This window comes from Xenophilus sp., from assembly GCF_044462705.1.
GTDB lineage: Bacteria > Pseudomonadota > Gammaproteobacteria > Burkholderiales > Burkholderiaceae_C > Xenophilus > Xenophilus azovorans.
In genome coordinates this window covers 55,586-78,759 of record NZ_JBIQNC010000001.1, presented here as the reverse complement: position 1 = coordinate 78,759, position 23,174 = coordinate 55,586, and the positions used below count along the sequence as shown (strand labels likewise).

Below are 23,174 nucleotides of genomic sequence, written 5' to 3'. Positions count from 1 at the left end.
GGTTTCTGAAGGCGATGGGCTTGGAATCAATCGACAAGGAGAAGTGAGATGAGCAACGGCTACTACAACGTCCTGCGCCCGATCCACACGGGCACCGGAACCTACTTCACGACCATCGACGCCAAGACCGGCCAGATGGTCAAGCGTGAGTGGTACGCGACGTCATGGCAGCGTCTCGGGACGGCGCTGAGCATGGAGGATGCAAAGGCGCAGTTCGGCGGGGCTCCTGTGCTGGAGTGGGTGCCGGCATGAACCGTGTCTACATCGCCGGGCCGATGTCGAACATGCCCGACCTGAACTATCCCGAGTTCCATCGCGTGGCCGGCCAGCTTCGGGAGCTGGGCTACCACGTCGAGAACCCGGCGGAGAACCCGGTGCCTCGCTGTGGCTCGTGGGAGGGCTACATGCGGCTGGCAATCGCTCAGCTCGTGACGTGCGACGAAATCCACATGCTGCGGGGTTGGCAGGGATCGCGAGGCGCGCGGATGGAGCATGGCATCGCCCGGGAACTGGGGTTGGTGGTGTCGGGAGCGCCGGCATGAAAGCTATGTTGCTGCGTACCCCGAGCGGTCTCCGGGGCGCCACTCCTGCCGATCAGGACGCCTGGTCCAAGTTTCGCCGCCGCCTGGAGACGATGAAGCCCGGCAAATGGCTCCGGGTGGAGTTCTCCAGCCCGCGCCACGGCAAACACCACAGGAAGTTCATGGCGCTCCTGCAGTTGATCGTGGAGAACTCCGAGGTGTACGACACGATCCCGAAGGCGTTGGTCGCCGTGAAGCTGTGCGTCGGGCACTTCGACCTGATGGTGGACCCGACCACGGGCGAGATCAGCAAGGTCCCGCGCTCGATCAGCTACGAGTCGATGCCGCAGGAGGAGTTTGACCAGTTCTACAGCCAGGCCATCGATGCCGTTTTGCAGCACGTCTTGCCGACGATGGATCGGGACACGGCGGATCGGCTGATGGACATGGTGGTGGAGGGCTGGGCGTGACCGTCTACGTCGATGACATGAAGGCCCAATACGGCCGTATGGTGATGTGCCACATGGTGGCGGACACCGAGGCGGAACTACACGCGATGGCCGACAAGATCGGAGTGGATCGCCGCTGGTATCAGTACCCGCACAAGTCGCGCTGGCCTCATTACGACATCGCGCTCAGCAAGCGCGCTCTGGCGGTGCAGGCGGGCGCGCAAGAAATCAGATGGCGGGATGCTCCAGAGGTTGCTCGGCGCTGCATTGGCGACATCAAAGCCAGGGCTGCTGCGCGCGACGTTGACCTGCACTATCGCGAGGCGGCATGAGGATCGAACTCCCCTGGCCCGACGCGCGGCTGAACCCCAATCGGTCGAAGGGGCGGCATTGGGCGGCGGTCCACCATGTGAGGGGGAAGGCCCGGCGCGATGCTTGGGCGCTGACCCATCAGGCAAGCCGCAATGGTCCCTCCTACGAGGTCGGTGTGCCGGTGCCACTGCGCATCACGTTCGTGCAGCCTGACCGGCGCCAACGTGACCGGGACAACCTATTGGCCGCCATGAAGCCGAGCCTTGACGGGATCGCGGACGCCTTGGGCATCAACGACTATCAATTCGATCCCATCACGATCCGGCGTGAGTATGGGGCGAAGCCAGGCGCGGTCATTGTGGAGGTGGGCGATGTTCCGCTCTGAAAAGCTCCGTCGCGCCGTGGCTGATCTCCCTTGCGCCCATTGCGGCCGGGAAGGGGCTACGCAGGCCGCTCACGCGAATCTCTTGGAGTACGGCAAGGGCAGAGGCATGAAGGCGTCAGACGCTGCCCTGATGGCCCTGTGCGCCGACTGTCACCGTGAGTTGGATCAGGGACGGTCGATGGACAAGGCCGAGCGCCGGGAATTTCAGCAAACCATGATCGCCCGGACTCTGGTTCGGCTGATCGAGTCTGGCCGGCTGGTGCTGGCTTGAAGTCCAGCAATCACGGAACTTCTTTGCATGATCGAATTTCCTAAAAATCATTCGCGTGCCTCAGCATTTTCCTCCTGTGCTGTTTCGTCTTATCTTCGGAAATGCCACTTAGCAGACGCGATTCGCGTCCTCGGTCAGAGCGCCGATGGCATAGCAAACGGGCCTGCATGGGCTGCACTCACGAAACACTGGCGGCGCAATACCCGAACGCTTGCCAAACCGGCCTTCGCACAGGGACCGGAGCAAGGGAATGCTGAATGTGACGAGCCGAAGCAGCAGTTCCGAGCGAATGTGCGCCTCATGGGCACTTGGGCCTGCACCGACAGATGGGCGGACAGGCTGGAGAAGATGACTGCTACCAGTCACCCGGCTGTAGCTTTGATTTAGGAATTTCGAGGCGCTGGAAAAACATGACCAAGGTACACGAGATCGCCGAGTTGCTTGCGATGGATGGCAACCTCAGTGCTCAACAGGTAGCGAACCTGCTCAAGCGTGACGTGAAGGAAGTCCAGAAGCAACTGGCCTACATGCGCACGCGGGGCATGGTGAAGCAGCGGCCGTCGCAGTTCTCCCTGACCGACCAAGGCCGGGCCAAGTACGCGAAATGGAGCGTTCCTGCGCCATCGGGCAAGGTGAACAGCGTCTTCGCCCTTGGGGCGGTGGGAGGTGGGCAGTGAGCACGATGCGCGAGGAGTTCGAGGCGTGGGCTGCCGGCAAGGGCTTGCCCACCAAGCGCGATGCGTCGGGCACCTATTGGTCCTCGGCGGTCGAGGATCGTTGGGAGGCCTACGCCGCAGGGCAGAGGGCGGAGAGGGAGGAATGCGCTCGGATCGCGGAATGGACCCCGAGCGTGTCTACGGTTGTGAAGGACATCGCTGCCGCCATCCGCGCCAGAGACAAGGAGCAGGGATGCTGAACACCATCGCCACCGGCACCGTCTACGCAATCTGGTTTCTCGGCGCGCTCTGTGCGCTGCTGGGAGTCGGGCTGCTTCTCAGTCACCTCGCTTGGAAGTGCCTCATTCAGATCAAAGGCTGGCGAACCGTCCGCGAGGCGCTTGTCCAGTACCACAAAGCCCAAGATTTGAACGGTTGAGGGAGGACGCATGCTGATGAAGGTGAAGAACTACGTCGATTTCCATCAGGTCGAGCCGCACCAACGGGAGATCGATGCCAGGCTGATGAATTGGGCGCGCTGGTGCCGAGGAACGACGGTGCCGATGACCTCACCCATGTTCCGCATGGTCCCGCCGCCGCCCCGGGTCCGTGGCGACATGGCCTACCAGACAGCTGGCGCCGTGGTGGACCGGATGGACGCGGCCAAGATCGCAAAGGCGGTCGCTGCGCTGCCTCAAGGGCATCGGTCTGCGATCAACTGGCACTACGTCAAGCCGGTGAGCCCGACCAGGGCGTGCCAGGCCATCGGTGTCACCCAGGAGGGCTTGTTCACGCTGGTCCGGGACGCCCGGCAGATGCTGCTGAATCGGTCTGTATGAATACCCCTTGTTGCACCGCAAGTTTTCTGGTACAAACCGGGCAACTTGTGAGCGTGACCGCATAAGGCAAGCCCGTCCATGAATGGAGGCCGAGCCGTCGGTAAAGCTCAGTAGCTGAGCCCTCCATTGCGGGGGCTTTTCCGTTCATGGGCTGCGAGAATCGCCAGATGAGCGTCTCCGAACTCAGCGGCCGTGAGCTGGAAAGCCTGATCGCGAAGGCATTGGGCGATCCAGCTGAAGCGTCTTACCTCGCTGCTTGGCCGACCATGGACAAAGTGCTTGAACGGCACGCCATCCAAGTCGCTCCGATGCCGGGCAAGGACTGGATGTGGTGCGCGGTGGTGGTTGGTCGGCCTGGTGGCCTGCCTCCCGGCCCCTGGATCGAGGGGTTGACCCCGCGCTTAGCTGTCGGCCGCGCCATTGTTGCGGCTCGGTTTGGAAAGGATCTGGAGCGCAAGTAGCTCCTCTCGTTTGCGCCGGGGCAGGTCATCGACCACCATCTGCACTCTCCTGCATAGGCCTTGCCCCGGCCATCTACTGAGCAGCCGTCATGAACATGAGAAAGCGCAGGCGGCGCCAGAAGTTTCAAGGCCCACGTGTCTACCGAGACGTGAGGTTCATGGTTCGGATGATGCTCAAGCCTGATCGGCCGGTCGTCATCCAGCGCCGGAGAAGGGCGCGCTGAGTCTGGCCCTGTGGTGGGGCCAAGAGGGACCGCAGACGCCAGTGATAACACTGGATGGCTGTGCCGGGCCTAACCAGCTCTTCCCGCAGCCGGTGGAAGCCCGGCAACCTTTTCGGGCTGCGCGCAGGGGCGCAGGAAGGCCCTGCAAGCCATCCTTGGTCGGTTCGATACCGACGCGGTCCACCAGAACCAGTTGCCGGGAGGCTGGACGGGCGCGATGACGGCGCTCAAACAAAACCGGCGCCTTCACGCATGCGGATTTGTCCCGGGGATTTCGCCGGGTGCAGGCACTACGGGTGTTGAGCCGAGAGAGCCAGCCTCAAGAAGCAGTCCGCAGCCGTGAGGGTCAAGCACGTCAACCTGTGCAGGGTCGGGTTATCCCAACCGCCCTCAACCCGTCTCCTCGCCCACTTTGCAGGGCGCCTTGCCTGCCAGTCCTTGGATTGGTGGGCTTTTTCTTTTGGAGCCCACGATGGTGTACTACGGCTGGAATCTCCTCTACGGCTTCGATGTGCCGCCGCTGTGCGCCGGGATGTACTGATGGGCGCTCCGATATCGGTCAGCGTCCATGCGTCGGTTGCGTGGTGGCTTCGGCTCTATCTGTACGGCGTAGTCCTGACCGCGTGGCTGACGGGCGCGCAGCCTGACCAGGAGAAGGTCATGCGGGTGGCGAAGCGGGCGATCCGGTTGGAGGTGCGGTGATGCGGTTCGGTCTGCACAACGTGGCTCGCGGCACCCGTGTTTACGACGTGGACTCGGGCGAGGAAGTGCGGCGCGTGCTGGAGGTCAACACTTCGGCGAACTGGGTCAAAGTACACGCAGAGCCCCTGACGGTGACGGCCAAGGGCACGGTGGCTGAAAGGCGCATTCGGTTTCGCGCCATCCATCCGATCTTCGCGGGCAGCCCCGTGCCGTGCCTCTTCCATTGCTACGGAAGGCAGTCATGAACAACCTCACCAAGATCGCCAGTCTCCCCCAAGGTGGAGGCTGCAAGGCTGCTCTGGTGGGTGAGGTGCAGAGCAGGGCGCAGATGTCCGAGGACGCCCGCCGCACCTTCGCCAAGATCAGCGATCCAGGCAATGCCCACCTGTTCTCGCTTGAAGCCGTGCGTGAGGCGTTTGGGTTGCTGGGTGAAAGTGCTCGCTAACTGATCCTGATGGCCCTCGCCACCCTCAAGCCCAGGCTCCAGACCCTGAACATCAACAAGGTGAAGGTGCTGGACACCAAGGCAGGCGCCACCCAGATGGAGCGCGGCCGAGCCTGGATGGAGAAGAGGGAGCGTGTTGCACTGCGGCACGGATACCGATGCGCTGGGTGCGGCCGGGTGCTGCTGCCTAGGCAATGGGAGTGCGACCACAAGGTGCCGCGGGAGCAGGGCGGCAGCAACGACGAGTCCAACCTGCAGCCCCTGTGCACCGATCCATGCCACAAGGCCAAGACGGCGCGCGAAGCTGAGGCCAGGGCGCGAGGTGGAGCAGACTGAGATCGCGGCGCCTGCGGGCTCTGGTGGGCCGGCGGGGGCATCGAGGCAGGGGGGTGGGTCAAATCTTCCCGGGTCAAAGTCGAGGGAAACCGCCCGGTTCCTCATTCGCAGAATCAATCGCCCCTGGAGGGTAATCAGCAAATGGCCGGTGTGAAGGGTAGGAGTGGTGGTCCTCGTCCGAATTCGGGCGGAGCGCGCCCGGGAGCGGGTCGGAAGCCCAAGGAACCGGTGGTTTTGCACCTCGGGGCCATCTATGACGACCCGGAGAAGTTCCTGCGGGCCGTGATGAATGACTCTGGGTCGGATGCCAAGCTGCGCGTTGACGCTGCGAAGGCGCTGATGCCGTTCGTCCACATGAAGAAGGGTGAGGGCGGCAAGAAGGACGACCAAGCGGCCAAGGCGAAGCAGGTGGCCAGCCGGTTCGCAGCGGCAGCGCCGCCGAAGCTGGTTGCAGCGGGTGGCAAGAAGGTTTGATGGAGTGGTCTACCGCCTGCCCTGATTGGGCGGCTCGGCTGCGGGCGGGTGAATCGATCATCCCTGCTCCGTTGTTTCCGGACCAGGCGGCGCAGGCTCTCGCGATCTTCAAGCAGCTGCGGATCGTGGACGCACCGGGCAGCCCGACCTTCGGCGAGGCGAGCAAGAAGTGGGTGTTTGACTTCGTGGCTGCCATTTTCGGGGCCTATGACGCGGAGACGGGCCGGCGACTTCTTCGGGAAGTGCTGATGCTCATCCCGAAAAAGAACAGCAAATCGACCCTGGCGGCCGGGATCATGGTCACGGCGATGATCCTGAACTGGCGGCAGTCGGCCGAGATGATCATCCTGGCGCCCACGATCAAGATCGCGAACAACGCTTTCGCGCCGGCCAGGGACATGATCAAGGCCGACGACGAGCTGAATGACCTGTTTCAGGTTCAGGACCACTACCGGAAGATCACGCACCGAACGACGAACGCCACGCTGACCGTCCTGGCGGCGGACAGCGATACCGTGGGCGGCAACAAGGCCAGTTGGGTCTTGATCGACGAGGAATGGCTGTTCGGAAAGAAGGAGAAGTCCGAGGCGATGTTCCGGGAGGCCACTGGGGGGCTTACGTCCCGTCCCGAGGGCATCGTCATCAAGCTGAGCACGCAGTCGGACGAGCCGCCGAGCGGGGTGTTCAAGGCCGATCTGCAGCGGATGCGGGACATCCGGGACGGCAAGATCATCGATCCGACCTCCCTGCCGGTGCTGTACGAGCACCCGCCGGAGATGGTGGAGAGCGGTGAGCACCTGAAGCTGGAGAACCTGGCCCTGGTGAACCCGAATTTCGGGGCATCGGTGGATGAAGAGCACCTCCGTCGGGAGTTTGAGAAAGCCGAGCAGGAGGGCGAACAGTCCCTCCGTGGTTTCCTGGCGAAGCACGGAAATATCGAAATCGGCCTGAACCTCCGGTCCGACCGCTGGGTGGGGGCGGATTTCTGGGAGCAGCAGGGCCTGGAGCCCGCAATCTCTGTCGATTGGCTGCTGGAGAACTGCGAGGTCATCGACGCCGGAGTTGACGGCGGCGGGCTGGACGACTTGCTCGCCCTAGCCCTGATCGGCCGGCACAAGGTGTCAGGGAAATGGTACTTGTGGGCGCACGCCTGGGCGCACCCGTCCGTGCTGGAGCGCCGGAAATCAGAGGCGGCGAGGTTCCGCGACTTCGAGAAGGACGGTGACCTGACCATCGTTCAGGAGATCGGGGATGACGTTCTGGAAGTCGCTGAGATCGTGGGCCGAGTCGAAGAGGCTGGCCTGCTGGACAAGGTGGGTTGTGACCCTGCGGGCCTGGGCGGAATCGTTGAGGCCCTGGTAGATGCGGGCGTCCCACAAGAGAAGGTCATCGGCATCTCGCAGGGCTGGAAGCTCACGGGGGCGATCAAGACAACGGAGCGCAAGCTGGCCGAGGGTGGACTGATCCACTCCGGCAGCCCGCTCATGGCCTGGTGCGTCGGAAACGCAAGGGTCGAGCCGAAAGGGAACGCCATCGTGATCACGAAGCAAGCGGCCGGCACGGCCAAGATCGATCCGCTGATGGCCACATTCAACGCGGTGACGCTGATGTCGCTGAATCCCGAGGGAATCGGGAAGTCGTTCTGGGAAACCGCATGAAACTCTGGCCTTTCAGCCGAAAGTCGAACGAGGATGGCTCGATTCGCCACTCGCTCGATCTCTTCCGGCTGCTGTACGGCTGGATGGCGACGAAAAGCGGGGCGTCGGTCAGCCACAAGTCGGCCCTGGAGGTGTCGGTGGTGCTGGCTTGTGCCCGGGTGATCTCGGAGGGTATCGCCCAGGTCCCGTTCAAGCTCTACCGGGCAGACGGCGAGAAGATGGCGCCGGCCACGGATCATCCGCTGTACTCGATCTTGCATCGCCGGCCGAATAGCTGGATGACCAGCTTCGACTTGCGAGAGACGATGGCGCTGCACGCGGTTTTGACGGGGGATGCGGTGTCCTTCGTGAACCGCGTCCGCGGCGAGGTGCGGGAGATCATCCCCTTCGCCCCGGCCAACGTCACGATCAAGCAGGAGAACGACTATCGGCTGACGTACAGGCTCCAGGCGCCGAACGGGCAGAGCCAGGATTTCCCGCAGGAGGCGATCTGGCACTGGCGCGGGCCGAGCTGGGATGGTGTCTGCGGAATGGACGTGGTGAAGCTGGCCAGGGAATCGATTGGGCTGGCGATGGCAACCGAGGAATCCCAGGCCAGGATGACGAAATCCGGGGCCTCCATGTCCGGCCTCTATTCGGTCGAAGACAAGCTCAACCCGGACCAGTACAAGGCGCTCAGGGAGTGGATCGACAAGAACTTCGACGGCCCGCAGAACGTTGGTCGCACGAAGCTGCTGGATCGTGGGGCGAAGTACACGCCTACCAGCATGACGGCGGTGGATGCCCAGTTGCTGGAGACGAGAAAGCAGCAAGTCGAGGAGATTTGCCGGGCGTTTCGTGTCATGCCGATCATGGTGGGGTACTCGGACAAGACCGCCACCTACGCCAGCGCCGAATCGATGTTTCTCGCGCATGTGGTCCATACGCTGGCGCCTTGGTACACGCGCATTGAGCAGTCCGGGGAATGCCAACTGCTGACCGAGCGTGAACGGGAACAGGGCTACTTCATCAAGTTCAACGCGGCGGGCCTGATGCGTGGGTCGCACAAGGACCGCGCCGAGTATTACGCGAAGGCCCTGGGCGCTGGTGGCGCTCCTGGCTGGATGACGCAAGACGAGATTCGGGCTTTGGAAGAGTTGAACCCGATGGGAGGCGAGGCGGCTGTGTTGCCGAAGCCGACGAATGTAGCCGGCGACAAGCCGAAGGAAGGCGACGATGGAGAGTCTGATCTGCAACCTGCATGAGGTGAAGTTCGATCCGGGCGAAGGCGCCCAGAACATGAGCTTCACCGGCTATGGGGCCGTGTTCGGCAACGTGGATGCCCATGGGGACGTGATCGAGCCGGGGGCCTTCTCCAAGTTCCTGTCGGACGTGAAGAGCGGGAGTCAGCCGTGGCCGGCGATGCTGTCGCAGCATGGCGGCTGGCAGATGAGCGCGGAGGACATGACCCCTATCGGCGTTTGGACCGACTTCAGCGAAGACGGGCATGGGCTGAAGGTTTCGGGGCAACTAGCGGACACGCCTCGCGGACGCGAGATGCATGCCCTGATGAAGATGAGCCCCCGCCCGGCCATCGACGGCATGTCCATCGGATACATCGCCAAGGAGTGGGAGCCCCGCAGCAGGCCGGAAGACCCCAAGCGCCGGCTGAAGCGGATCGACCTGATCGAAGTGTCGCTGGTCACGCGGCCGGCGAACGGAAAAGCGCGCGTCGAGGCTGTGAAGTCCATCGACGCCATTGAAACGCTGGCGGACGCTGAGCGCTACCTGAGAGAGTCAGGCGGCCTGTCCAAGAGCGCCGCCGTGGCACTCGTGTCGCGGATCAAGAGCCTCAGTCGGAGTGATTCTGGCGGGCTGCAAGAGCTGGTCGAAGCCCTCAGAGGGCGAGAGCAGCACATCCCGCGCTGATTCAACAGCGTCACCCGCAACCAGCCGCCCACCGAGGCGGCTTTTTCATTTCCGAAAGGACCGAAGATGAGCGAAATCATCGAAATCAAGAGCCTGATCGAGAAGCAAGGTCAGGCATGGGAAGAGTTCAAGAAGACCAATGACGAACTGGTCAAGGCGAAGGCGGACGGGAAGGCTGTGGCTGACCTCGAAACCAAGCTCGCCAAGATCAGCGCGGACATGGACCAACTCGCCGAGCTGAAGGCCGAGTTCGACAAGTTCGTCACCGCTTCCCAGCGGCCGGGCAACTCCGGCGAAGAGAAGGCGAAGCTGGAAGAAGAGTGCAAGTCGTGGAACGCCATGCTGCGCGCCGACTTCCAGAGCAAGGGTCGTCCGGTGCCTGCCGATGTGTCTGCCGACGCATACGCCCAGTACAAGAGCGCATTCTTCAGCCTCATCCGTCACGGCGACATCGAGCGCCTGTCGGCTGATGAGCGCAAGGCCATGTCGGCGGGCTCGGACCCGGACGGTGGCTATCTGCTGCCCGCTCCGACTGTGGGCCGCATGGTCAAGCGCGTGTGGGAGCAGTCGATCATGCGGCAGATCGCGTCGGTGCAATCGATCTCCACCGACTCGCTGGAAGGCATCGTGGACAACGACGAAGCTGATGCTGGCTGGGTCTCGGAAATCGGCACGCGCAACGACACGGACACGCCGCAAGTCGGTAAGTACCGCATCGAGGCGCACGAGATGTACGCCCAGCCCAAGGTGACGCAGAAGCTGATCGACGATGCGGCCACCGACGTGGAAGCCTGGCTCGCCGACAAGGTCGCGGATAAGTTCGCCCGCATCGAGGGCAACGCCTTCTGGAACGGCAATGGCGTGGGTCAACCTCGCGGACTGGCTTCGTACCCCACCGCTGCGACGACCGACGACACCCGCCCCTGGGGCACCTTCGAGCACATCAATACCGGTGCGAGCGGCGCGTTCCACACGACCAAGGCTGATCCCATTCAGGATCTGATCGGTGCGTTCAAGGACCAGTACCTGCAAGGCGCGGCATTCGTGATGCGCCGCGAGGTGCGCACGCTGATTCGCAAGATGAAGCGCGGCACCACGGACGACACCTACCTGTGGGAGCCGGGCCTTCAAGCTGGCCAGCCTGACCGCCTGCTGGGCTACCCGGTGCGCATCGACCAGTTCATGCCGTCGCTGGGCTCCAACTCGCTGTCGCTGGCCTTCGGCGACTTCAAGGAGGCCTACACCATCGTGGATCGCATCGGTGTGCGCACCCTGCGCGACCCGTACACCGCCAAGCCGTACATCCGCTTCTATTCCACGAAGCGCACCGGCGGCGGCGCCATCAACTTCGAGGCGGTGAAGTTCCTCCGCTTCGCAAGCTCCTAATCAGCACGAAGGAAAGGACAAATCATGAGCCTCATTCATGACGTGAAGATCACGGTGGTGGCTGCTGCTGCTGCCGCTGCGCAGACCGAGGTCGTGTCGAGCGTCCTCGACATGCAGGGTTGGGATGGTGTCATGTTCGTTGCTTTGACTGGCGACGTGACGACCGACGCCGTGCTGACCCTGACCGTGAAGGGCAACACCGAGAACAGCACCAGCTCGCCCACGCCTGTGACGCAGGTTGCCACGTCCGCCTTCACGGCTGACGGCACGAATGCCGACAGCAAGGCCCTGGTGGTGGATGTGAACGAGCCCGCTCTGCGGTATGTGTTCGCCTCTCTCACCCGCACCGCGGCCAACGCTGTGGTGGGCGGCATCATCGCCATCCAGTACAAGGCGGCGCTCAAGCCGACCGTGCAGGATGCCACGGTGATTGCCAGCGCGGTCGGTCCCGGCACCGCCGGCTGATGCGTGTAGCGCCTTCGCAAGAGGGCGCTATGCAGATCATGAGCACCACACTCGTAACCCCCGCTGCATTTCTGCCGGTGACGCTTGAAGAAATCAAGCTGCATCTGCGGGTCGATGGCGATGATGAAGATGACCTGTTGGAGGTCTACATCCCGGCAGCGGTAGCGATGTGCCAGCAACAGATCAACAGCTCCATCATGCTCCAGACATGGAGGCTCACGCTGGAGCGATTCGAGGATTCTGTCCGGCTGCTGAATGCTCCGATTCAGGCCATCGACGCCATCACCTACGTGGATGTGAACGGGGCGACTCAAACGCTCGACTCTGGCGACTACGTTCTGACCGGCGACACCGTGACTCCCGCTGACCAATGGCCGGAAGTAAAGGCTGGCCCTGGCGCGGTGCAAATCACCTACAAGGCCGGCTTTTCTGCCGGGAACGAGGTGGCGCAGCAGGCTGCAGTCCCCGCCGCGATCAAGTCCTGGCTGATGCTGACCGTCGGCACGATGTACGCAAACCGGGAGAGCATCCTTGCCGGGGTGTCGGTGGCGAGCATCCAGGGACAGTTTGTGGATCGGCTGCTGGACCCATACCGGGTGTTCTGATGCGCGCCGGCACCCTCAACTCCCGCGTGACGATCAAGCGCCTCGTCTCAGGACAGGGGCCTGACGGTCAGCCGACCGACGTGTGGTTCGACCTGGCTACGGTGTGGGCCAACATCCGCAACAAGACCGGCTCCGAGGCGATCCGTGCGGACAAAGAGGTGTCCGTGGTGCAGACGAGCATCCGGATTCGGAAGCGCACAGACGTGACGGCGCCCATGAGGGTGCATCACGGCTCGACGGTCTACGAGATCAAGGCCGTTCTGCCGGATGAGGTGGAACGGGAGAAGATCGATCTCGTCTGCGAGGTCATCAATGGCTGACGCATTCCGCATTGAGTTGGACGACTCGGCGCTGAACGCTTCGATGGATCGAATCACGAAAGCGGCAGCGAAGGCCGTCCGGCCGGCCGCCCAGGCCGGCGCGGAGGAGTACTACTTCGAGGCGAGGCTTCGGTGCCCGGTATCAGCTGAGGCTCACTACTTCTACGGTCGCCAGTCGAAGAAGACCGGCGTCCGATACCTGTTCGAGCCTGGAAACCTGCGCAATTCGCTGTATCAGGTGTACTCGAAGGACAACAGCGGGCAGGGCCTGGCCGAGTATCACGTCGCCTGGAACCACCAGAAGGCGCCCTATGGGTTCATGGTGGAGTACGGCACGAGCCGGGCGCCTGCGCATCCGTTTTTGCGGCCTGCATACGCGGCGGTGCAGCAGCACGCCCTGCAGGTTGCCAACGCCGTACTGCTGGACGAGATGCGCAAGGAGCTGGCGTGACGGTAGAGACCGACATCTTCGCGGCCATCAAGGGGCTTGCGGCTGTGGATGGAGCCGGGCGCGCCTGCTATCCGGACGTGGCTCGCCAAGGTGCTCCGACGCCCTACATCGTCTATCAGCAGGTCGGCGGCGAAGCCCCGACGTTCCTGGAGAACGCTGTCCCGTCGAAGAAGAACGGGCGATTCCAGATCACATGCTGGTCGCCCAGCCGATCCGAGGCGGTCGCCAAGATCATCGCTGTGGAGGCCGCCATGGTCACTGCCACGGCATTCCAGGCTCGCCCAGTGGGTGCGCCCGTTTCCCTGTACGACGAAGACACCGGCCTGAGAGGGTCGGCGCAGGATTTCACGGTTTGGTCTAACCGATAGAGGACTGACCGCCAGAGCAAAGCCGCTTCCGGGCAACCGGGGCGGCTTTTTTGTCGCCCGCTGAGGGCATCCACCCCCAACCCGCCGCGTGCGGGTTTTTTCGTTACTGAAAGGCCCTCATCATGAGCGTGAGTCTCCCCAACGGCTCGACGGTCGCCATTGCCTCCGGGTATGGCTCGCCCGTCACCATCACTGCAATCACCAACGCCAATCCCGGCGTTGCAAGCGCAACTGCACATGGCTTCTCGGACGGCGATTATGTGGAAATCACCTCCGGGTGGTCGAAACTCACCGAGCGTGTCGTCCGTGTCGATGACTCCATCACCGACGCTTTCGACCTGGAGGGCGTGGACACCACGTCTACCTCGATGTATCCGTCCGGTGGCGGTGCTGGCTCTGCCCGGAAGATCACCGGCTGGACCCAACTGGCCCAGATCACCGATTCGTCCTCGGAGGGTGGTGAGCAGCAGTTCCTGACCTACCAGTTTCTGGAGTCGGACAGCGAGAAGCGCATCCCGACGACGAAGACCGCAGCTGGCATCACCTTCACGGTGGCCGATGACCCGACCCTGCCGGGCTACATCCTGGCGAAGCAGGCCAACGACGACCGCCTGCCGCGCGCCCTGCTGGTGACGCTCTCCAACGGCGGAAAGCTCCTCTACAACGCCTACATCAGCCTGTCGGTCATCCCGTCGCTGACCGTCAACCAGTTGATGACCGTGCAGGTCACGCTGTCGCTGCTGGGCGATCCGGTGCGCTACAGCTCCTGATGGGAGTTGCCATGGCCCGCTTCGGCGGGCCTTTTCATGCCCGCTGGGTCGCGCCCTTCGGGTCTTTTTCCTGACGAAAGACAACTATGGCAAAGCTCAAGCTGGTTCCCGATCCCACGTTCAAGGCCAAGGTGCCGATCCCTGTGCCCGGCGGCAAGACGACGCCCGTCGAGTTCACCTTCCGCTACCGGAACGCGGACGAGATGGCCGAGTTCGGCAAGACACTGGAGGGCCGGGAAGACCTGGACCTGATGCTGGACATCGCCAGCGGATGGGACCTGGCCGAGCCGTTCGACAAGGAAAACGTGGGGCTGCTGCTGAAGTCCTACGCCGGGTGCGCGTGGCCGATCCTGCGCACCTACATGGACGAACTGAACGCGGCCAAGGAAAAAAACTAAGGGCGGTCGCCGTCGCGCTCTACCGGCCTCCGCCAACCGAGGAGGAGGCGGCCCGCTTCGGGCTGACGGTGGACGAGGCGAGCGGCCCTGAAGTCGAAGTCTGGCCCTGCCACGAGCAGGCGCTGATGGTGTTCTCGAAGTTGGGAACCCAATGGCGCAGCGGAATGGCTGGGGCAACCGGACTTGACTATTCGGGCGTCGAGTCGGCGCTCCGAATGCTACGCATCCCCCGTACTGACTGGCCCGGCCTGTTCGACGACATCCATGTGATGGAGCAGGCCGCGCTGGAGTACATGCACCGCGACACCAAGAAGGGCTGACCCATGGCAGATATGCAATCGCAGATCAAGATGACTGCGGATGCGACTGGCGTTGAGACTGGTGTCGCCCGGGCGAAGCGTTCGATCCGCGATCTGGGCAACACCGCCCAGGTCGAGGGGAAGAAGGCCGCCGCCGGCCTGGAGAACATCAGTGCCGGCAGCGGAAAGGCCGCCACGAAGGTCGAGTCTGCGACTCGCTCGCTCATCGGGTCTATCCAGCGGACCACTGCTGCGATGGAGGCGGGAAGCAAGTCGAGTGCCGACTACTACCGAGCCCTTGCCCAGCAGCGCGGCATTTCGACACAGACGCTGGAACCGTACCTCAAGCAACTTGAGCAGGTCACGGCCAAGCAGAAGGCGGCACAAACAGCCCTGGCCGCCGGGAATGCAGTGCTCGACAAGACGGGGATCAGCGCCAAGCAGACATCTGCGGCGCTTCGTGGCCTCCCTGCACAGTTCACCGACATCGCCGTCAGCCTGCAGGGCAACCAGAATCCCCTCACCGTGCTGCTGCAACAGGGCGGCCAGCTCAAGGACATGTTCGGCGGCATCGGCCCGGCTGCGCGCGCCCTTGGTGGGTACGTGGCGAGCCTCATCACGCCATTCACCCTTGCGGCTGCCGGCGCCGGAGCACTGGCCTTTGCCTACTACCAGGCAACGGAACGCTCCATTGCCTTCAACAAAGCCCTCATCAACACCGGCAACTACGTCGGCAAGACCGCAGGACAGTTGGAGGACATGGCGCGGGCGATCTCGTCCAACATCGGCACGCAGGGGCAGGCAGCCGATGCGCTGGAGCAACTGGCCGCTTCCGGAAAGATCGCCGGAGACAACCTATCCCTTCTCGCTACGGCCGCGGTCGCGATGCAGCGGGAGATGGGCGTGGCGATCAAGGATTCTGTCGCCGACTTCGTGAAGCTGGCCGAGGAGCCCACCAAGGCGTCCGCCAAGCTCAACGAGTCCCTGCACTACCTGACCGAAGAAACCTACTCCCGCATCCGTGCGCTGGAAGAGCAGGGGCGCAAGGAGGAGGCTGCAGCCCTTGCTGAAACCTCCTACGCGAATGCTGCCATCCAGCGCATGCAGAAGGTGCGCGAGGAGTCGGGCTATCTGGCCCGGGCGCTGACGGGCGTCAAGGAGATCGCGCTGGGCATGTGGAACGCCGTTGCCAACGGGGTCGCCAGCATCGGCGCCCAGGCTTCGGCGGCGCAGAAGTTGGTCGATGCCCAGCGGAAGGTCGCCTACCTGCAACAAAACGGCAGCACTCCCCAGGCCCTGGCCAATGCGCAGGCTGATGTTGCCTCTCTGTCCCGCCAGGCGCTGCGCGAACAGGAGAACGCGTATGCACAGGGCGAGCGTGCGCGTAACGAGTCAGCGAAGATCGCGGCATCCGACCGCCTTGCCACGCTCACCAAGGAAATCCAGTCCAACGCTGACCGCCGGAAGAAGGCTCTGAAGCAGCTAGCGGACGACTACAGGACGCTGGGCAAATCGACGGACAGCGACGAGTATCGGAAGGCGGTCGCGGGCATCAATGAGCGATACAAGGATCCGAAGGGGCCCAAGGCAAAAGCGTACCAAGACGACGCCAGCACCAAGATGCTGGCATCCCTCAAGGAGACCGAGGCATCCCTGAAAGCCCAGCTAGAGGCATCCGACAAACTCACGTCTTCCGAGCAGCAGCGGGCGAAGTTCGTTCAGGAAGTCGCGGACCTGAAGGAGAAGCGGCAACTCACTGCCGAACAGAAGAGTCTTCTCGCGTCCAAGGATCAGATCCTCGCGCAACTGGATATCAATGTCGCGCTGGAGAAGCAAATCCAGGCCAAGGAGAAGGCCCGAAAGCTGGACGAAGAGGCCAAGCGTAACGCGGAGGAGTTCAAGCGGCAGATCGAGGCGATCAACCTCTCCATCCAATCAACGGCGCAGAGCCGCGCCGATCAGTACGACCGATCGCTGTCGGCATTCGGACTCGGTACTCGCGCTCGTGAACAGGTCGAAGCGCAGAAGTCCATCTTCCGGGAGTTCGAGCGCTACCAGCTCCAACTCAACAAGCAGGCAGCCGAGAAGAATCAGCTCGGGTCCGACGAGTACAAGGCCGAGTCCCAGCGCATCAAGGACGCCCTGAACGACGCCCTGAAGGCGCAGGAAGACTACTTCGCGGCGCTGAAGGATAAGCAGAGTGATTGGAAAAACGGAGCGAACGAGGCGCTGGCTGACTACATCGACCGCATCGACAATGCATCGGAGCGCGCGAGAGAGGCTATTACACAGGGGTTGGACGGCCTGACCGACTCCCTCACCGACACACTGATGGGCGAGGGCTCTGGCTCATGGGAAGACTTTGGCAAGAACATCGCCCGGCGACTGCTGAAGGGATTTGTCGAAGCTGAGATCACCAAGCCGCTCGCCCAGTTCTTGCAACAGAGCCTCGCTGACGGGTCTTCTGGTGTCGGCAGCGTTCTAGGCTCCCTGTTCGGCGGAAAGGGCTCGGGGGCACTTGCCAGCCTGCTTGGAGTGAAGGATGCCGCTGGAGCAACTTCGACGGCTGCCGCGGCAACTGCACAGGCTTCGGTGGCCACAAGCGCCACGGCGGCGACCACCGCGCTGACTGCTCTGGCCACTGCTGCTGCCTCGGCTGCCGCTTCGATGGGTGGATCGAGTCTCGCTGGCGCGCTCAGCGCCGCCAACGCTATCGGGGCTGGAGGCGGAGACGCCTTGGGTTCGCTGATCTCGTCAATGGGGTGGGCTGATGGCGGCTACACCGGGGCGGGCGGAAAGTACCAGCCGGCCGGAATCGTCCATGCTGGCGAATACGTCATCAACGCCGAGAGCACAAAGCGCATTGGCCTGAACTTGCTGGACAAGCTCAACCGGCGCGGCTTCGCTGATGGTGGGTTCGTGAACCCGGCGGCCATCATGGGCGGCGATCTTCGCGGCCCGGGCAACAGCACCACGCAGAACATCAACATCCACAACCACTTCGCCGCCGGCACGAGCCGCGAAACGGTTGACCAGGCTGTGCTGAGGATGTCCCGTGCGCTCCAGAAGGCCGGGAGGAACGCATGATCGTCCTCGATAACGTCATCTTCCCGAACAGCGTCATCGTGGCCGGGGTGACGGGCACGCGGTCGAGGCAGAACACCCGAACGCGGAACCAGGGCGGCTATGTCGATGTGTCGGTGGTGCGGGACTACACCCTGCGCTCCTGGCAGATCGGCACGGCTCCTCTGCGCATCCCGGCGTTCGAGCAACTGATCGCGGTTGCCGAGGTGACGGACTACGGGGCGTTCGGGATGCTGCTGGAAGACCCAATCGACAACACCGCGACGGTGGCGAACGGGGCACTTGTGGGCTACATGCTTGGGGTTGAGGCCGGGCCGGTGGGTTATGGCAATGGTTGCCCGGCCTACGGCTTCCGGAAGCTCTACACCATCGCAGGGGGAGCGAGGACCAAGGCGCATGCCCTGACCCGCACCCGCAATGCCGTCGTCTACCGCGGCGGCGTGGCGGTCACTGTCGGCTCCAGCGCCGGTAACATCGCGATCTCATCCGGGGTGCAGTACGTCACCTTCGTGCCCGATGCCACCCGCACGGTTTCGGGCGTGACGGTCGGTGCTACGACGCAAGTAACGCTGTCCTCTGCCATCGGTCTATCGGTGGGGCATCGCCTGTGGCTCCAGGGCCTGACTGGCGCTGATGCGGCCCTCCTGAACGGCCAGAGCCACGAGATCACGAATATCTCGACGGCCACCTACACCCTGGCCGTGAACACGTCTGGAAAGACGATCACGGCGGCCGGGCAGGGCCACAAGTACCCGCAGCCGGACGAGACGCTGACGTGGGCCGGCAAGTTCTACTTCCCCGTCCATTTCAGGGACGACAACCTCGAATGGGAGTTGGTCGTGCCCGGGCAGTATGACGCGCGCCACGTCACCATCCCGCAGACCTACCTCGATGAGGTAAGGGAAGCCTGATGCGGGCTATTTCATCGGCACTCGCGGCGCATTACGCCAGCGGGTCGAGGACTCTTGCGCGCTGCTGGCGCATCGAGCGCAAGGATGGGGCGGTGTTCTGCCTCACGTCTTGTTCATTCGACCTGCTGTACCTGGGCGAGGTCTACCGGGCAAAGGAAGGGCTAAACCCGAACGCCATCGAGCAGACCGCTGACGGGGCGGTGCCGAACTCGGAGATGACAGGGGTGCTGTCGTCCGACCTGGCGACGGAACAGGAGATTCTTGCCGGCGTGTGGGACGGGGCTCAGGTGTCCATCTTCGAGGTCAACTTCCGCGACCTGACGATGGGGCACCTCGTCATCGGGCTTGGGACGCTGGGAGGGATCGAGGTCGGGCGGCTGACCTTCAAGGCCGAGTACCGGGGCCTATCTCAGGCGCTCCAACTTACGACGGGCCGCACCTACTCCCCCATCTGCATGACCGACCTGGGCAGCTCGGAGTGCAAGGTAGACGTGGAGTCCATGCGCGTCACCAGCGCCGTGACCGCCGTCACCGACCGCCGCACGTTCTCGGACTCCGCCAACATCGAAGCGAACGACTGGTTCGGGGCTGGTGTCGTCACGTTCTCCGGTGGCGATCTGGATGGCTTCTCGATGGAGGTCTACAGCTACGACGGGGCGGGGAATTTCCAACTCGTCCTGCCGATGCCCGCGAACATCCCCGTAGGCCAGGCGTACAGCGTCATCCCCGGGTGCCGGAAGCGTCACGAGCGCGGCGCACGCAATCCCCTGGGTGTTTCTGACTGCGTGGACAAGTTCAACAACGTCATCAACTTCCGCGGCTTCCCGCCGAGCCAGTTCCCGGGCAACAACCGGATTCTCGGCTTGGGCAGCAACGCATCCACCTCGTACAACCCATGACGCAAGCAGAGCAAATCGTTGCCTCAGCTCGAAAGGCGATTGGCACGAAGTGGGTCCATCAAGGCCGTTCCGAGGATGGGCTGGACTGCGCCGGCCTGGTCATCAAGATCGGCAACGAGCTTGGCCTGTTGGACTGGGACATCAAGGACTACGAGCGCAAGGCGTCCATGTCCGCGATGCTGGATATCTGCCGAGAACACCTGACCGAGATTCCGCGTGTCGCGCTGCAACCGGGCGATCTCGTTGTTCTGCGATTCAAGGACACCAATCACATCGGCATCATCGGCGACTACCCCCACGGTGGACTGTCGATCATCCACGCCCAGGCCACTGCCCCTCGTCGGGTCGGCGAGAACCGTTTCTGCGATGACTGGATGAAACTGATCGGCTGTCGTCTTGCGGGCTGCTTCCGCTTTCCGGAGCGCGTGCGATGAGTGACGGCCGCACCTGGGGCACCGTCATTGGCGGGATCATTGGGTACTTTGTCCCGGTGGTCGGATGGGCTGCCGGCGCTGCAATCGGTGGTGCTGTCGGCGGCTTGTTGGAGCCGACGAAGAAGGTGGAGCAGGGTCGGATCGAAGACATGAAGGTGTCTGTCAGCCAGTACGGCGCAGGCATCCCGGAGACGTGGGGCAACAACGTTCCTCCTGCGACGTGGGTGTGGGCGACCGATGTCATCGAGATCGGCCAGACCCAGGGCGGGGGGAAGGGTGGGGGCGGGACGGAAGTCACGCAATACCGGCAGTTCATTCACGGCTACCTTGTGTTGGGCAGGACGCCCCCTGTCGGCTCCACGATCCAGATCCGCAAGGTCTGGGTAGACGGGAAGCTCAACTATGACGGGTCGTCGGGCATTTCACCCGCCCAGGCCCTTGCCTCCACGGAGAACCCCTTTGCTCAGATGAGCGTGCACCCAGGGTGGGAGGACCAGATTCCGCATCCCATCATGGAGTTCTATGAGGGCATTGGGAACACCCCTGCGTATCGGGGTGTGGTGGGCGTGTTCGTCTTCGGGCTGGAGTGCCCAGGTGGTCGCATCCCGCAATTGAGTTTCGAGATCTGCACCAACGCCGGCACGCAGGTTGTGAACTCCACCCTGCGCACGTTCACCTCGACATTTCTTGCGACTGTTTCCTGCATCGATGATCCCGCAGCATTCACCATGCTGTACGGCAGAGGGTGGGATGGCTTCTATGTCAACTACGAGGTCGAGGTCTGGCGGATAGGCCTTGACGGCACGCGGGCCATCCAAAACAGATTCACCGCACGCAACAACCGGGTTCCTGGGCGGGGACACTCCGACGAACCAAGTTTTGTGACGAATGGTGTGTCCGGCGATTCTCTGGACTACTACAACGCCGATGGATTCTCTAAAGCCTACTCGTTCCCGTTCACCGTGAACGCGGAGCAGACGGTCTATTGCAAACTTGGTGAGCGAGCCATCTTTGGATGGGGAACCACATTCAACAACGGACCTTACCTGTTCGATGAAGACCACGGTCGCAGGGACATGGCCCTTGGGTACGTCGCAGACGTGGCCATGACAGACGCCTACATCTATGTCCTGCGCAATGGATCGCTGGATCGGTACGACATCGAGAACCTTGCCTATGCCGGTCAGGTTTGCACCATTCCAGGAGGCGGATCGGGTGATCGCATGCACGTGGTGAATGACGAGGAGATCTATGTGCAGAAGGGTGGGACATCTGATGTTCTTCGTGTGATCGACGGTTCTCTGGTTGACTGGTTCGATGCCTTCTCGCGGAGCACGGTACTTGGGTCGGTGTTCAATGTCCGCGGCAACATGCTCATCGAAACCGATGGGTCGTCGATTTCTCCCACACGAATCAACATCTCTCAACGTGGCATGTCGCCAGTTGAGGCTCCGATTGATGAGGTCATTGAGTCACAGTGCGAGCGCGTCGGTCTCTCGGGGCAAATTGATGTCTCGACCATCGATGACACGGTGTGGGGCTACACCTTCAACAAGTCGCCCGCGAGCGCCAGGAACAACATTGCTCCGCTGCTTACCTATGCGGGTGTGGCGCAGGTCGAGGAAGACGGCATCATCCGGTTCTTCCATCGTGGCGACAAGACGACAGTGTCCGCGATCAGCTACGAAGAATTGGGATGCACCGAGGATGGACAGGAACCGGGCGATCCATTTCCACTGACTCGGACGCAAGAGGCAGAGTGCCCACGCTCGGTGACGGTGCAGTACGTCAACCCGTTCTTCGACTACCAGACCAGCGCCGAGACGGCTCGGCGGATCGTCACGGACTCGGAGCTTGACGAGACAGTGACCCTGGATGTGGCGATGACGCCCGACAAGGCGGCCACCATCGCTCACAGGACGCTGTACGAGCGGTGGATTGCCAGGGACACGCGATCCTTCAAGGTGTCGCGCAAGTTCGCGGCCTTGTCCCCTGGTGACGTGGTGACCATCGAGTATCCACGCGGCACTATTGGCAACTACATGCTCGCCAAGGTCAACGATACCGGGGCATTGATCGAAGCAGAGTGCGTGCCCGCCGACGCTGAGTTGCTGACGCAAAACGTGCCCGGAACCAACGGGTACAGCGGGCAGCAGATTTCCCCATTGCCATCGCCCACGATGTTGACCATTGTGGACTCCAGAATCCTTCGCGATGCCGACAACAACGCCGGTCTGTATGCAGCAATGGCTGGTCTAGGTTCTGCCTGGTCTGGCGCGGAGTTGTGGGCTGGAGAGGACGCCAATTCTCTCCTTTCCCGAGGGAAAGTCACATCCGCAGCGGTGCAAGGCATGTGCTTCTCGGTCTTGGGAAACTACACCCTTGGGAACGTCGATGAACACAATCTATTGACTGTGGATGTTGGGACTGGCGTCTTGTCGAGTACTACCAGGGACCTGCTGCTCAATTGGACGACAAACGTCGCAGCAGTCGGTGCGCCCGGCCGATGGGAGATCATCAAGTTCCAGCGAGTTGATGATCTTGGATCTGGCCGGTACATCCTGTCCGGGTTGCTGCGCGGACTTCAGGGATCCGAATTTGCAATTGGCCAGCACGCGGATGGTGATCGCTTCGTACTGCTGTCTGATGGTGGTGTGCTGAGGCCGAGTTTCGACACCGGAACCATCGGCCAGGATCTGGCGTTCAAGGCCGTATCGATTGGGAGGCGCTTCGATTCGGCGGGCGCTCAGACATCGACGAATACAGGAGAGGGCCTTCGTCCTGCGAGCCCGACAACTCCGCGCAAGAGCTACAGCGGGAACGACATTGTTCTCACCTGGCGCCGAAGGACGCGACTATCTCAACAATGGTGGCTGGGCAACGTGCCTCTCGGCGAGGAATCGCAACAGTACGAGATCGACATCTTCGCCGACGACACCTTCACGTCGTTGAAGCGCACGTTGATCGCCACGAGCCAGACCGTCACGTACACCTCTGCTCAGCAGATTGCCGACTTCGGAAGCAATCAGACCACGATCCACGTCCGCATCTACCAAATGAGCGGGACAGTGGGGCGCGGGCACGAACTCCAGCAGAGCATCTAGTCAAATTCGCATCAACACAGCCGCCTTCGGGCGGCTTTT

At 62.7% G+C, this 23,174-nt stretch carries 32 protein-coding genes; all 32 read left to right on the top strand.

Translation table 11 applies throughout. The features are described from left to right. Window positions 1-48: 48 nt before the first annotated feature. The 32 genes from ACIY1X_RS00440 (at window position 49) to ACIY1X_RS00285 (ending at window position 23,135) form a co-directional block, all read left to right on the top strand. Complete coding sequence (locus ACIY1X_RS00440) at window positions 49-252, top strand: hypothetical protein (protein WP_399677174.1); 204 nt, start codon at window positions 49-51, stop codon at window positions 250-252. Continuing rightward, on the top strand, window positions 249-542 hold the full coding sequence (locus tag ACIY1X_RS00435) for a DUF4406 domain-containing protein (RefSeq protein ID WP_399677173.1): 294 nt from the start codon (window positions 249-251) through the stop codon (window positions 540-542). Before ACIY1X_RS00440 ends, ACIY1X_RS00435 begins: the two co-directional genes overlap by 4 nt. Then, complete coding sequence (locus tag ACIY1X_RS00430) at window positions 539-991, top strand: hypothetical protein (RefSeq protein WP_399677172.1); 453 nt, start codon at window positions 539-541, stop codon at window positions 989-991. Before ACIY1X_RS00435 ends, ACIY1X_RS00430 begins: the two co-directional genes overlap by 4 nt. Further along, the gene (locus tag ACIY1X_RS00425; RefSeq protein WP_399677170.1) at window positions 988-1,302 is read left to right on the top strand and encodes a DUF4031 domain-containing protein; all 315 of its coding nucleotides are present in this window, start codon (window positions 988-990) and stop codon (window positions 1,300-1,302) included. Before ACIY1X_RS00430 ends, ACIY1X_RS00425 begins: the two co-directional genes overlap by 4 nt. Beyond that, window positions 1,299-1,667, top strand: coding sequence for a hypothetical protein (locus ACIY1X_RS00420; RefSeq protein WP_399677168.1), 369 nt, complete (start codon window positions 1,299-1,301; stop codon window positions 1,665-1,667). The genes ACIY1X_RS00425 and ACIY1X_RS00420 overlap by 4 nt, the downstream gene beginning before the upstream one ends. Further along, a complete protein-coding gene (locus tag ACIY1X_RS00415; RefSeq protein ID WP_399677166.1) occupies window positions 1,654-1,938 on the top strand; it encodes a hypothetical protein in 285 nt (94 codons plus the stop codon). Before ACIY1X_RS00420 ends, ACIY1X_RS00415 begins: the two co-directional genes overlap by 14 nt. A gap of 410 nt (window positions 1,939-2,348) precedes the next feature. Next, window positions 2,349-2,615: a hypothetical protein gene (locus tag ACIY1X_RS00410; protein WP_399677165.1), complete on the top strand. Its 267-nt coding sequence runs from the start codon at window positions 2,349-2,351 to the stop codon at window positions 2,613-2,615. Continuing rightward, window positions 2,612-2,854 carry a hypothetical protein gene (locus ACIY1X_RS00405; RefSeq protein ID WP_399677164.1) on the top strand — a complete coding sequence of 81 codons (243 nt, stop codon included), beginning with the start codon at window positions 2,612-2,614 and terminating at the stop codon, window positions 2,852-2,854. The genes ACIY1X_RS00410 and ACIY1X_RS00405 overlap by 4 nt, the downstream gene beginning before the upstream one ends. Next, window positions 2,848-3,033 carry a hypothetical protein gene (locus ACIY1X_RS00400; protein WP_399677162.1) on the top strand — a complete coding sequence of 62 codons (186 nt, stop codon included), beginning with the start codon at window positions 2,848-2,850 and terminating at the stop codon, window positions 3,031-3,033. Before ACIY1X_RS00405 ends, ACIY1X_RS00400 begins: the two co-directional genes overlap by 7 nt. Window positions 3,034-3,049: 16 nt before the next feature. Continuing rightward, window positions 3,050-3,433 carry a hypothetical protein gene (locus ACIY1X_RS00395; protein WP_399677160.1) on the top strand — a complete coding sequence of 128 codons (384 nt, stop codon included), beginning with the start codon at window positions 3,050-3,052 and terminating at the stop codon, window positions 3,431-3,433. Between the two features lie 167 nt (window positions 3,434-3,600). Further along, on the top strand, window positions 3,601-3,894 hold the full coding sequence (locus ACIY1X_RS00390) for a hypothetical protein (RefSeq protein WP_399677158.1): 294 nt from the start codon (window positions 3,601-3,603) through the stop codon (window positions 3,892-3,894). A gap of 925 nt (window positions 3,895-4,819) precedes the next feature. Continuing rightward, on the top strand, window positions 4,820-5,065 hold the full coding sequence (locus ACIY1X_RS00385; RefSeq protein ID WP_399677157.1) for a hypothetical protein: 246 nt from the start codon (window positions 4,820-4,822) through the stop codon (window positions 5,063-5,065). Beyond that, window positions 5,062-5,265, top strand: coding sequence for a hypothetical protein (locus tag ACIY1X_RS00380; protein WP_399677155.1), 204 nt, complete (start codon window positions 5,062-5,064; stop codon window positions 5,263-5,265). Before ACIY1X_RS00385 ends, ACIY1X_RS00380 begins: the two co-directional genes overlap by 4 nt. A 9-nt stretch (window positions 5,266-5,274) precedes the next feature. Continuing rightward, entirely contained in the window at window positions 5,275-5,601 is a 327-nt protein-coding gene (locus ACIY1X_RS00375) for an HNH endonuclease (protein ID WP_399677154.1), read from the top strand. 228 nt (window positions 5,602-5,829) lie between these two features. Next, window positions 5,830-6,075: a hypothetical protein gene (locus tag ACIY1X_RS00370; protein ID WP_399677152.1), complete on the top strand. Its 246-nt coding sequence runs from the start codon at window positions 5,830-5,832 to the stop codon at window positions 6,073-6,075. Further along, on the top strand, window positions 6,075-7,733 hold the full coding sequence (locus tag ACIY1X_RS00365) for a terminase large subunit (RefSeq protein WP_399677151.1): 1,659 nt from the start codon (window positions 6,075-6,077) through the stop codon (window positions 7,731-7,733). Before ACIY1X_RS00370 ends, ACIY1X_RS00365 begins: the two co-directional genes overlap by 1 nt. Further along, window positions 7,730-8,977, top strand: coding sequence for a phage portal protein (locus tag ACIY1X_RS00360; RefSeq protein ID WP_399677149.1), 1,248 nt, complete (start codon window positions 7,730-7,732; stop codon window positions 8,975-8,977). The genes ACIY1X_RS00365 and ACIY1X_RS00360 overlap by 4 nt, the downstream gene beginning before the upstream one ends. Next, entirely contained in the window at window positions 8,949-9,641 is a 693-nt protein-coding gene (locus ACIY1X_RS00355) for an HK97 family phage prohead protease (protein WP_399677147.1), read from the top strand. Before ACIY1X_RS00360 ends, ACIY1X_RS00355 begins: the two co-directional genes overlap by 29 nt. Before the next feature lie 66 nt (window positions 9,642-9,707). After that, window positions 9,708-11,027, top strand: coding sequence for a phage major capsid protein (locus ACIY1X_RS00350; protein ID WP_399677146.1), 1,320 nt, complete (start codon window positions 9,708-9,710; stop codon window positions 11,025-11,027). Between the two features lie 24 nt (window positions 11,028-11,051). Next, on the top strand, window positions 11,052-11,492 hold the full coding sequence (locus tag ACIY1X_RS00345; protein WP_399677145.1) for a hypothetical protein: 441 nt from the start codon (window positions 11,052-11,054) through the stop codon (window positions 11,490-11,492). A gap of 38 nt (window positions 11,493-11,530) precedes the next feature. Continuing rightward, a complete protein-coding gene (locus tag ACIY1X_RS00340) occupies window positions 11,531-12,097 on the top strand; it encodes a head-tail connector protein (protein ID WP_399677143.1) in 567 nt (188 codons plus the stop codon). After that, window positions 12,097-12,417, top strand: a complete 321-nt coding sequence (locus ACIY1X_RS00335; RefSeq protein WP_399677142.1) for a phage head closure protein — start codon at window positions 12,097-12,099, stop codon at window positions 12,415-12,417. The genes ACIY1X_RS00340 and ACIY1X_RS00335 overlap by 1 nt, the downstream gene beginning before the upstream one ends. Continuing rightward, the gene (locus tag ACIY1X_RS00330) at window positions 12,410-12,868 is read left to right on the top strand and encodes an HK97-gp10 family putative phage morphogenesis protein (RefSeq protein ID WP_399677140.1); all 459 of its coding nucleotides are present in this window, start codon (window positions 12,410-12,412) and stop codon (window positions 12,866-12,868) included. Before ACIY1X_RS00335 ends, ACIY1X_RS00330 begins: the two co-directional genes overlap by 8 nt. Beyond that, window positions 12,865-13,236, top strand: a complete 372-nt coding sequence (locus tag ACIY1X_RS00325; protein WP_399677138.1) for a DUF3168 domain-containing protein — start codon at window positions 12,865-12,867, stop codon at window positions 13,234-13,236. The genes ACIY1X_RS00330 and ACIY1X_RS00325 overlap by 4 nt, the downstream gene beginning before the upstream one ends. Window positions 13,237-13,358: 122 nt before the next feature. Further along, window positions 13,359-14,006 (top strand): phage tail protein, encoded by a 648-nt coding sequence (locus tag ACIY1X_RS00320; RefSeq protein ID WP_399677136.1) that lies wholly within the window; start codon window positions 13,359-13,361, stop codon window positions 14,004-14,006. Between the two features lie 86 nt (window positions 14,007-14,092). Continuing rightward, window positions 14,093-14,404, top strand: a complete 312-nt coding sequence (locus ACIY1X_RS00315; protein ID WP_399677134.1) for a phage tail assembly chaperone — start codon at window positions 14,093-14,095, stop codon at window positions 14,402-14,404. Beyond that, a complete protein-coding gene (locus ACIY1X_RS00310; protein ID WP_399677132.1) occupies window positions 14,347-14,724 on the top strand; it encodes a DUF1799 domain-containing protein in 378 nt (125 codons plus the stop codon). The genes ACIY1X_RS00315 and ACIY1X_RS00310 overlap by 58 nt, the downstream gene beginning before the upstream one ends. 3 nt (window positions 14,725-14,727) lie before the next feature. Continuing rightward, the gene (locus ACIY1X_RS00305; RefSeq protein WP_399677130.1) at window positions 14,728-17,790 is read left to right on the top strand and encodes a phage tail tape measure protein; all 3,063 of its coding nucleotides are present in this window, start codon (window positions 14,728-14,730) and stop codon (window positions 17,788-17,790) included. Further along, window positions 17,787-18,698, top strand: coding sequence for a hypothetical protein (locus ACIY1X_RS00300; protein ID WP_399677129.1), 912 nt, complete (start codon window positions 17,787-17,789; stop codon window positions 18,696-18,698). The genes ACIY1X_RS00305 and ACIY1X_RS00300 overlap by 4 nt, the downstream gene beginning before the upstream one ends. Then, window positions 18,698-19,597 (top strand): DUF2163 domain-containing protein, encoded by a 900-nt coding sequence (locus ACIY1X_RS00295; RefSeq protein ID WP_399677127.1) that lies wholly within the window; start codon window positions 18,698-18,700, stop codon window positions 19,595-19,597. The genes ACIY1X_RS00300 and ACIY1X_RS00295 overlap by 1 nt, the downstream gene beginning before the upstream one ends. Then, window positions 19,594-20,031 (top strand): C40 family peptidase, encoded by a 438-nt coding sequence (locus ACIY1X_RS00290; RefSeq protein WP_399677125.1) that lies wholly within the window; start codon window positions 19,594-19,596, stop codon window positions 20,029-20,031. Before ACIY1X_RS00295 ends, ACIY1X_RS00290 begins: the two co-directional genes overlap by 4 nt. Next, complete coding sequence (locus tag ACIY1X_RS00285; RefSeq protein WP_399677123.1) at window positions 20,028-23,135, top strand: phage tail protein; 3,108 nt, start codon at window positions 20,028-20,030, stop codon at window positions 23,133-23,135. The genes ACIY1X_RS00290 and ACIY1X_RS00285 overlap by 4 nt, the downstream gene beginning before the upstream one ends. Window positions 23,136-23,174 lie beyond the last annotated feature (39 nt).

Excerpts from the sequence above, each read along its gene's own strand:
- ACIY1X_RS00440 (WP_399677174.1), top strand. The coding sequence starts at position 49 with ATGAGCAACGGCTACTACAACGTCCTGCGCCCGATCCACACGGGCACC.
- ACIY1X_RS00435 (WP_399677173.1), top strand. The coding sequence starts at position 249 with ATGAACCGTGTCTACATCGCCGGGCCGATGTCGAACATGCCCGACCTG.
- ACIY1X_RS00430 (WP_399677172.1), top strand. The coding sequence starts at position 539 with ATGAAAGCTATGTTGCTGCGTACCCCGAGCGGTCTCCGGGGCGCCACT.
- ACIY1X_RS00420 (WP_399677168.1), top strand. The coding sequence starts at position 1,299 with ATGAGGATCGAACTCCCCTGGCCCGACGCGCGGCTGAACCCCAATCGG.
- ACIY1X_RS00415 (WP_399677166.1), top strand. The coding sequence starts at position 1,654 with ATGTTCCGCTCTGAAAAGCTCCGTCGCGCCGTGGCTGATCTCCCTTGC.
- ACIY1X_RS00410 (WP_399677165.1), top strand. The coding sequence starts at position 2,349 with ATGACCAAGGTACACGAGATCGCCGAGTTGCTTGCGATGGATGGCAAC.
- ACIY1X_RS00400 (WP_399677162.1), top strand. The coding sequence starts at position 2,848 with ATGCTGAACACCATCGCCACCGGCACCGTCTACGCAATCTGGTTTCTC.
- ACIY1X_RS00395 (WP_399677160.1), top strand. The coding sequence starts at position 3,050 with ATGAAGGTGAAGAACTACGTCGATTTCCATCAGGTCGAGCCGCACCAA.
- ACIY1X_RS00390 (WP_399677158.1), top strand. The coding sequence starts at position 3,601 with ATGAGCGTCTCCGAACTCAGCGGCCGTGAGCTGGAAAGCCTGATCGCG.
- ACIY1X_RS00385 (WP_399677157.1), top strand. The coding sequence starts at position 4,820 with ATGCGGTTCGGTCTGCACAACGTGGCTCGCGGCACCCGTGTTTACGAC.
- ACIY1X_RS00380 (WP_399677155.1), top strand. The coding sequence starts at position 5,062 with ATGAACAACCTCACCAAGATCGCCAGTCTCCCCCAAGGTGGAGGCTGC.
- ACIY1X_RS00375 (WP_399677154.1), top strand. The coding sequence starts at position 5,275 with ATGGCCCTCGCCACCCTCAAGCCCAGGCTCCAGACCCTGAACATCAAC.
- ACIY1X_RS00365 (WP_399677151.1), top strand. The coding sequence starts at position 6,075 with ATGGAGTGGTCTACCGCCTGCCCTGATTGGGCGGCTCGGCTGCGGGCG.
- ACIY1X_RS00360 (WP_399677149.1), top strand. The coding sequence starts at position 7,730 with ATGAAACTCTGGCCTTTCAGCCGAAAGTCGAACGAGGATGGCTCGATT.
- ACIY1X_RS00355 (WP_399677147.1), top strand. The coding sequence starts at position 8,949 with ATGGAGAGTCTGATCTGCAACCTGCATGAGGTGAAGTTCGATCCGGGC.
- ACIY1X_RS00350 (WP_399677146.1), top strand. The coding sequence starts at position 9,708 with ATGAGCGAAATCATCGAAATCAAGAGCCTGATCGAGAAGCAAGGTCAG.
- ACIY1X_RS00345 (WP_399677145.1), top strand. The coding sequence starts at position 11,052 with ATGAGCCTCATTCATGACGTGAAGATCACGGTGGTGGCTGCTGCTGCT.
- ACIY1X_RS00340 (WP_399677143.1), top strand. The coding sequence starts at position 11,531 with ATGAGCACCACACTCGTAACCCCCGCTGCATTTCTGCCGGTGACGCTT.
- ACIY1X_RS00335 (WP_399677142.1), top strand. The coding sequence starts at position 12,097 with ATGCGCGCCGGCACCCTCAACTCCCGCGTGACGATCAAGCGCCTCGTC.
- ACIY1X_RS00330 (WP_399677140.1), top strand. The coding sequence starts at position 12,410 with ATGGCTGACGCATTCCGCATTGAGTTGGACGACTCGGCGCTGAACGCT.
- ACIY1X_RS00320 (WP_399677136.1), top strand. The coding sequence starts at position 13,359 with ATGAGCGTGAGTCTCCCCAACGGCTCGACGGTCGCCATTGCCTCCGGG.
- ACIY1X_RS00315 (WP_399677134.1), top strand. The coding sequence starts at position 14,093 with ATGGCAAAGCTCAAGCTGGTTCCCGATCCCACGTTCAAGGCCAAGGTG.
- ACIY1X_RS00305 (WP_399677130.1), top strand. The coding sequence starts at position 14,728 with ATGGCAGATATGCAATCGCAGATCAAGATGACTGCGGATGCGACTGGC.
- ACIY1X_RS00300 (WP_399677129.1), top strand. The coding sequence starts at position 17,787 with ATGATCGTCCTCGATAACGTCATCTTCCCGAACAGCGTCATCGTGGCC.
- ACIY1X_RS00295 (WP_399677127.1), top strand. The coding sequence starts at position 18,698 with ATGCGGGCTATTTCATCGGCACTCGCGGCGCATTACGCCAGCGGGTCG.
- ACIY1X_RS00290 (WP_399677125.1), top strand. The coding sequence starts at position 19,594 with ATGACGCAAGCAGAGCAAATCGTTGCCTCAGCTCGAAAGGCGATTGGC.
- ACIY1X_RS00285 (WP_399677123.1), top strand. The coding sequence starts at position 20,028 with ATGAGTGACGGCCGCACCTGGGGCACCGTCATTGGCGGGATCATTGGG.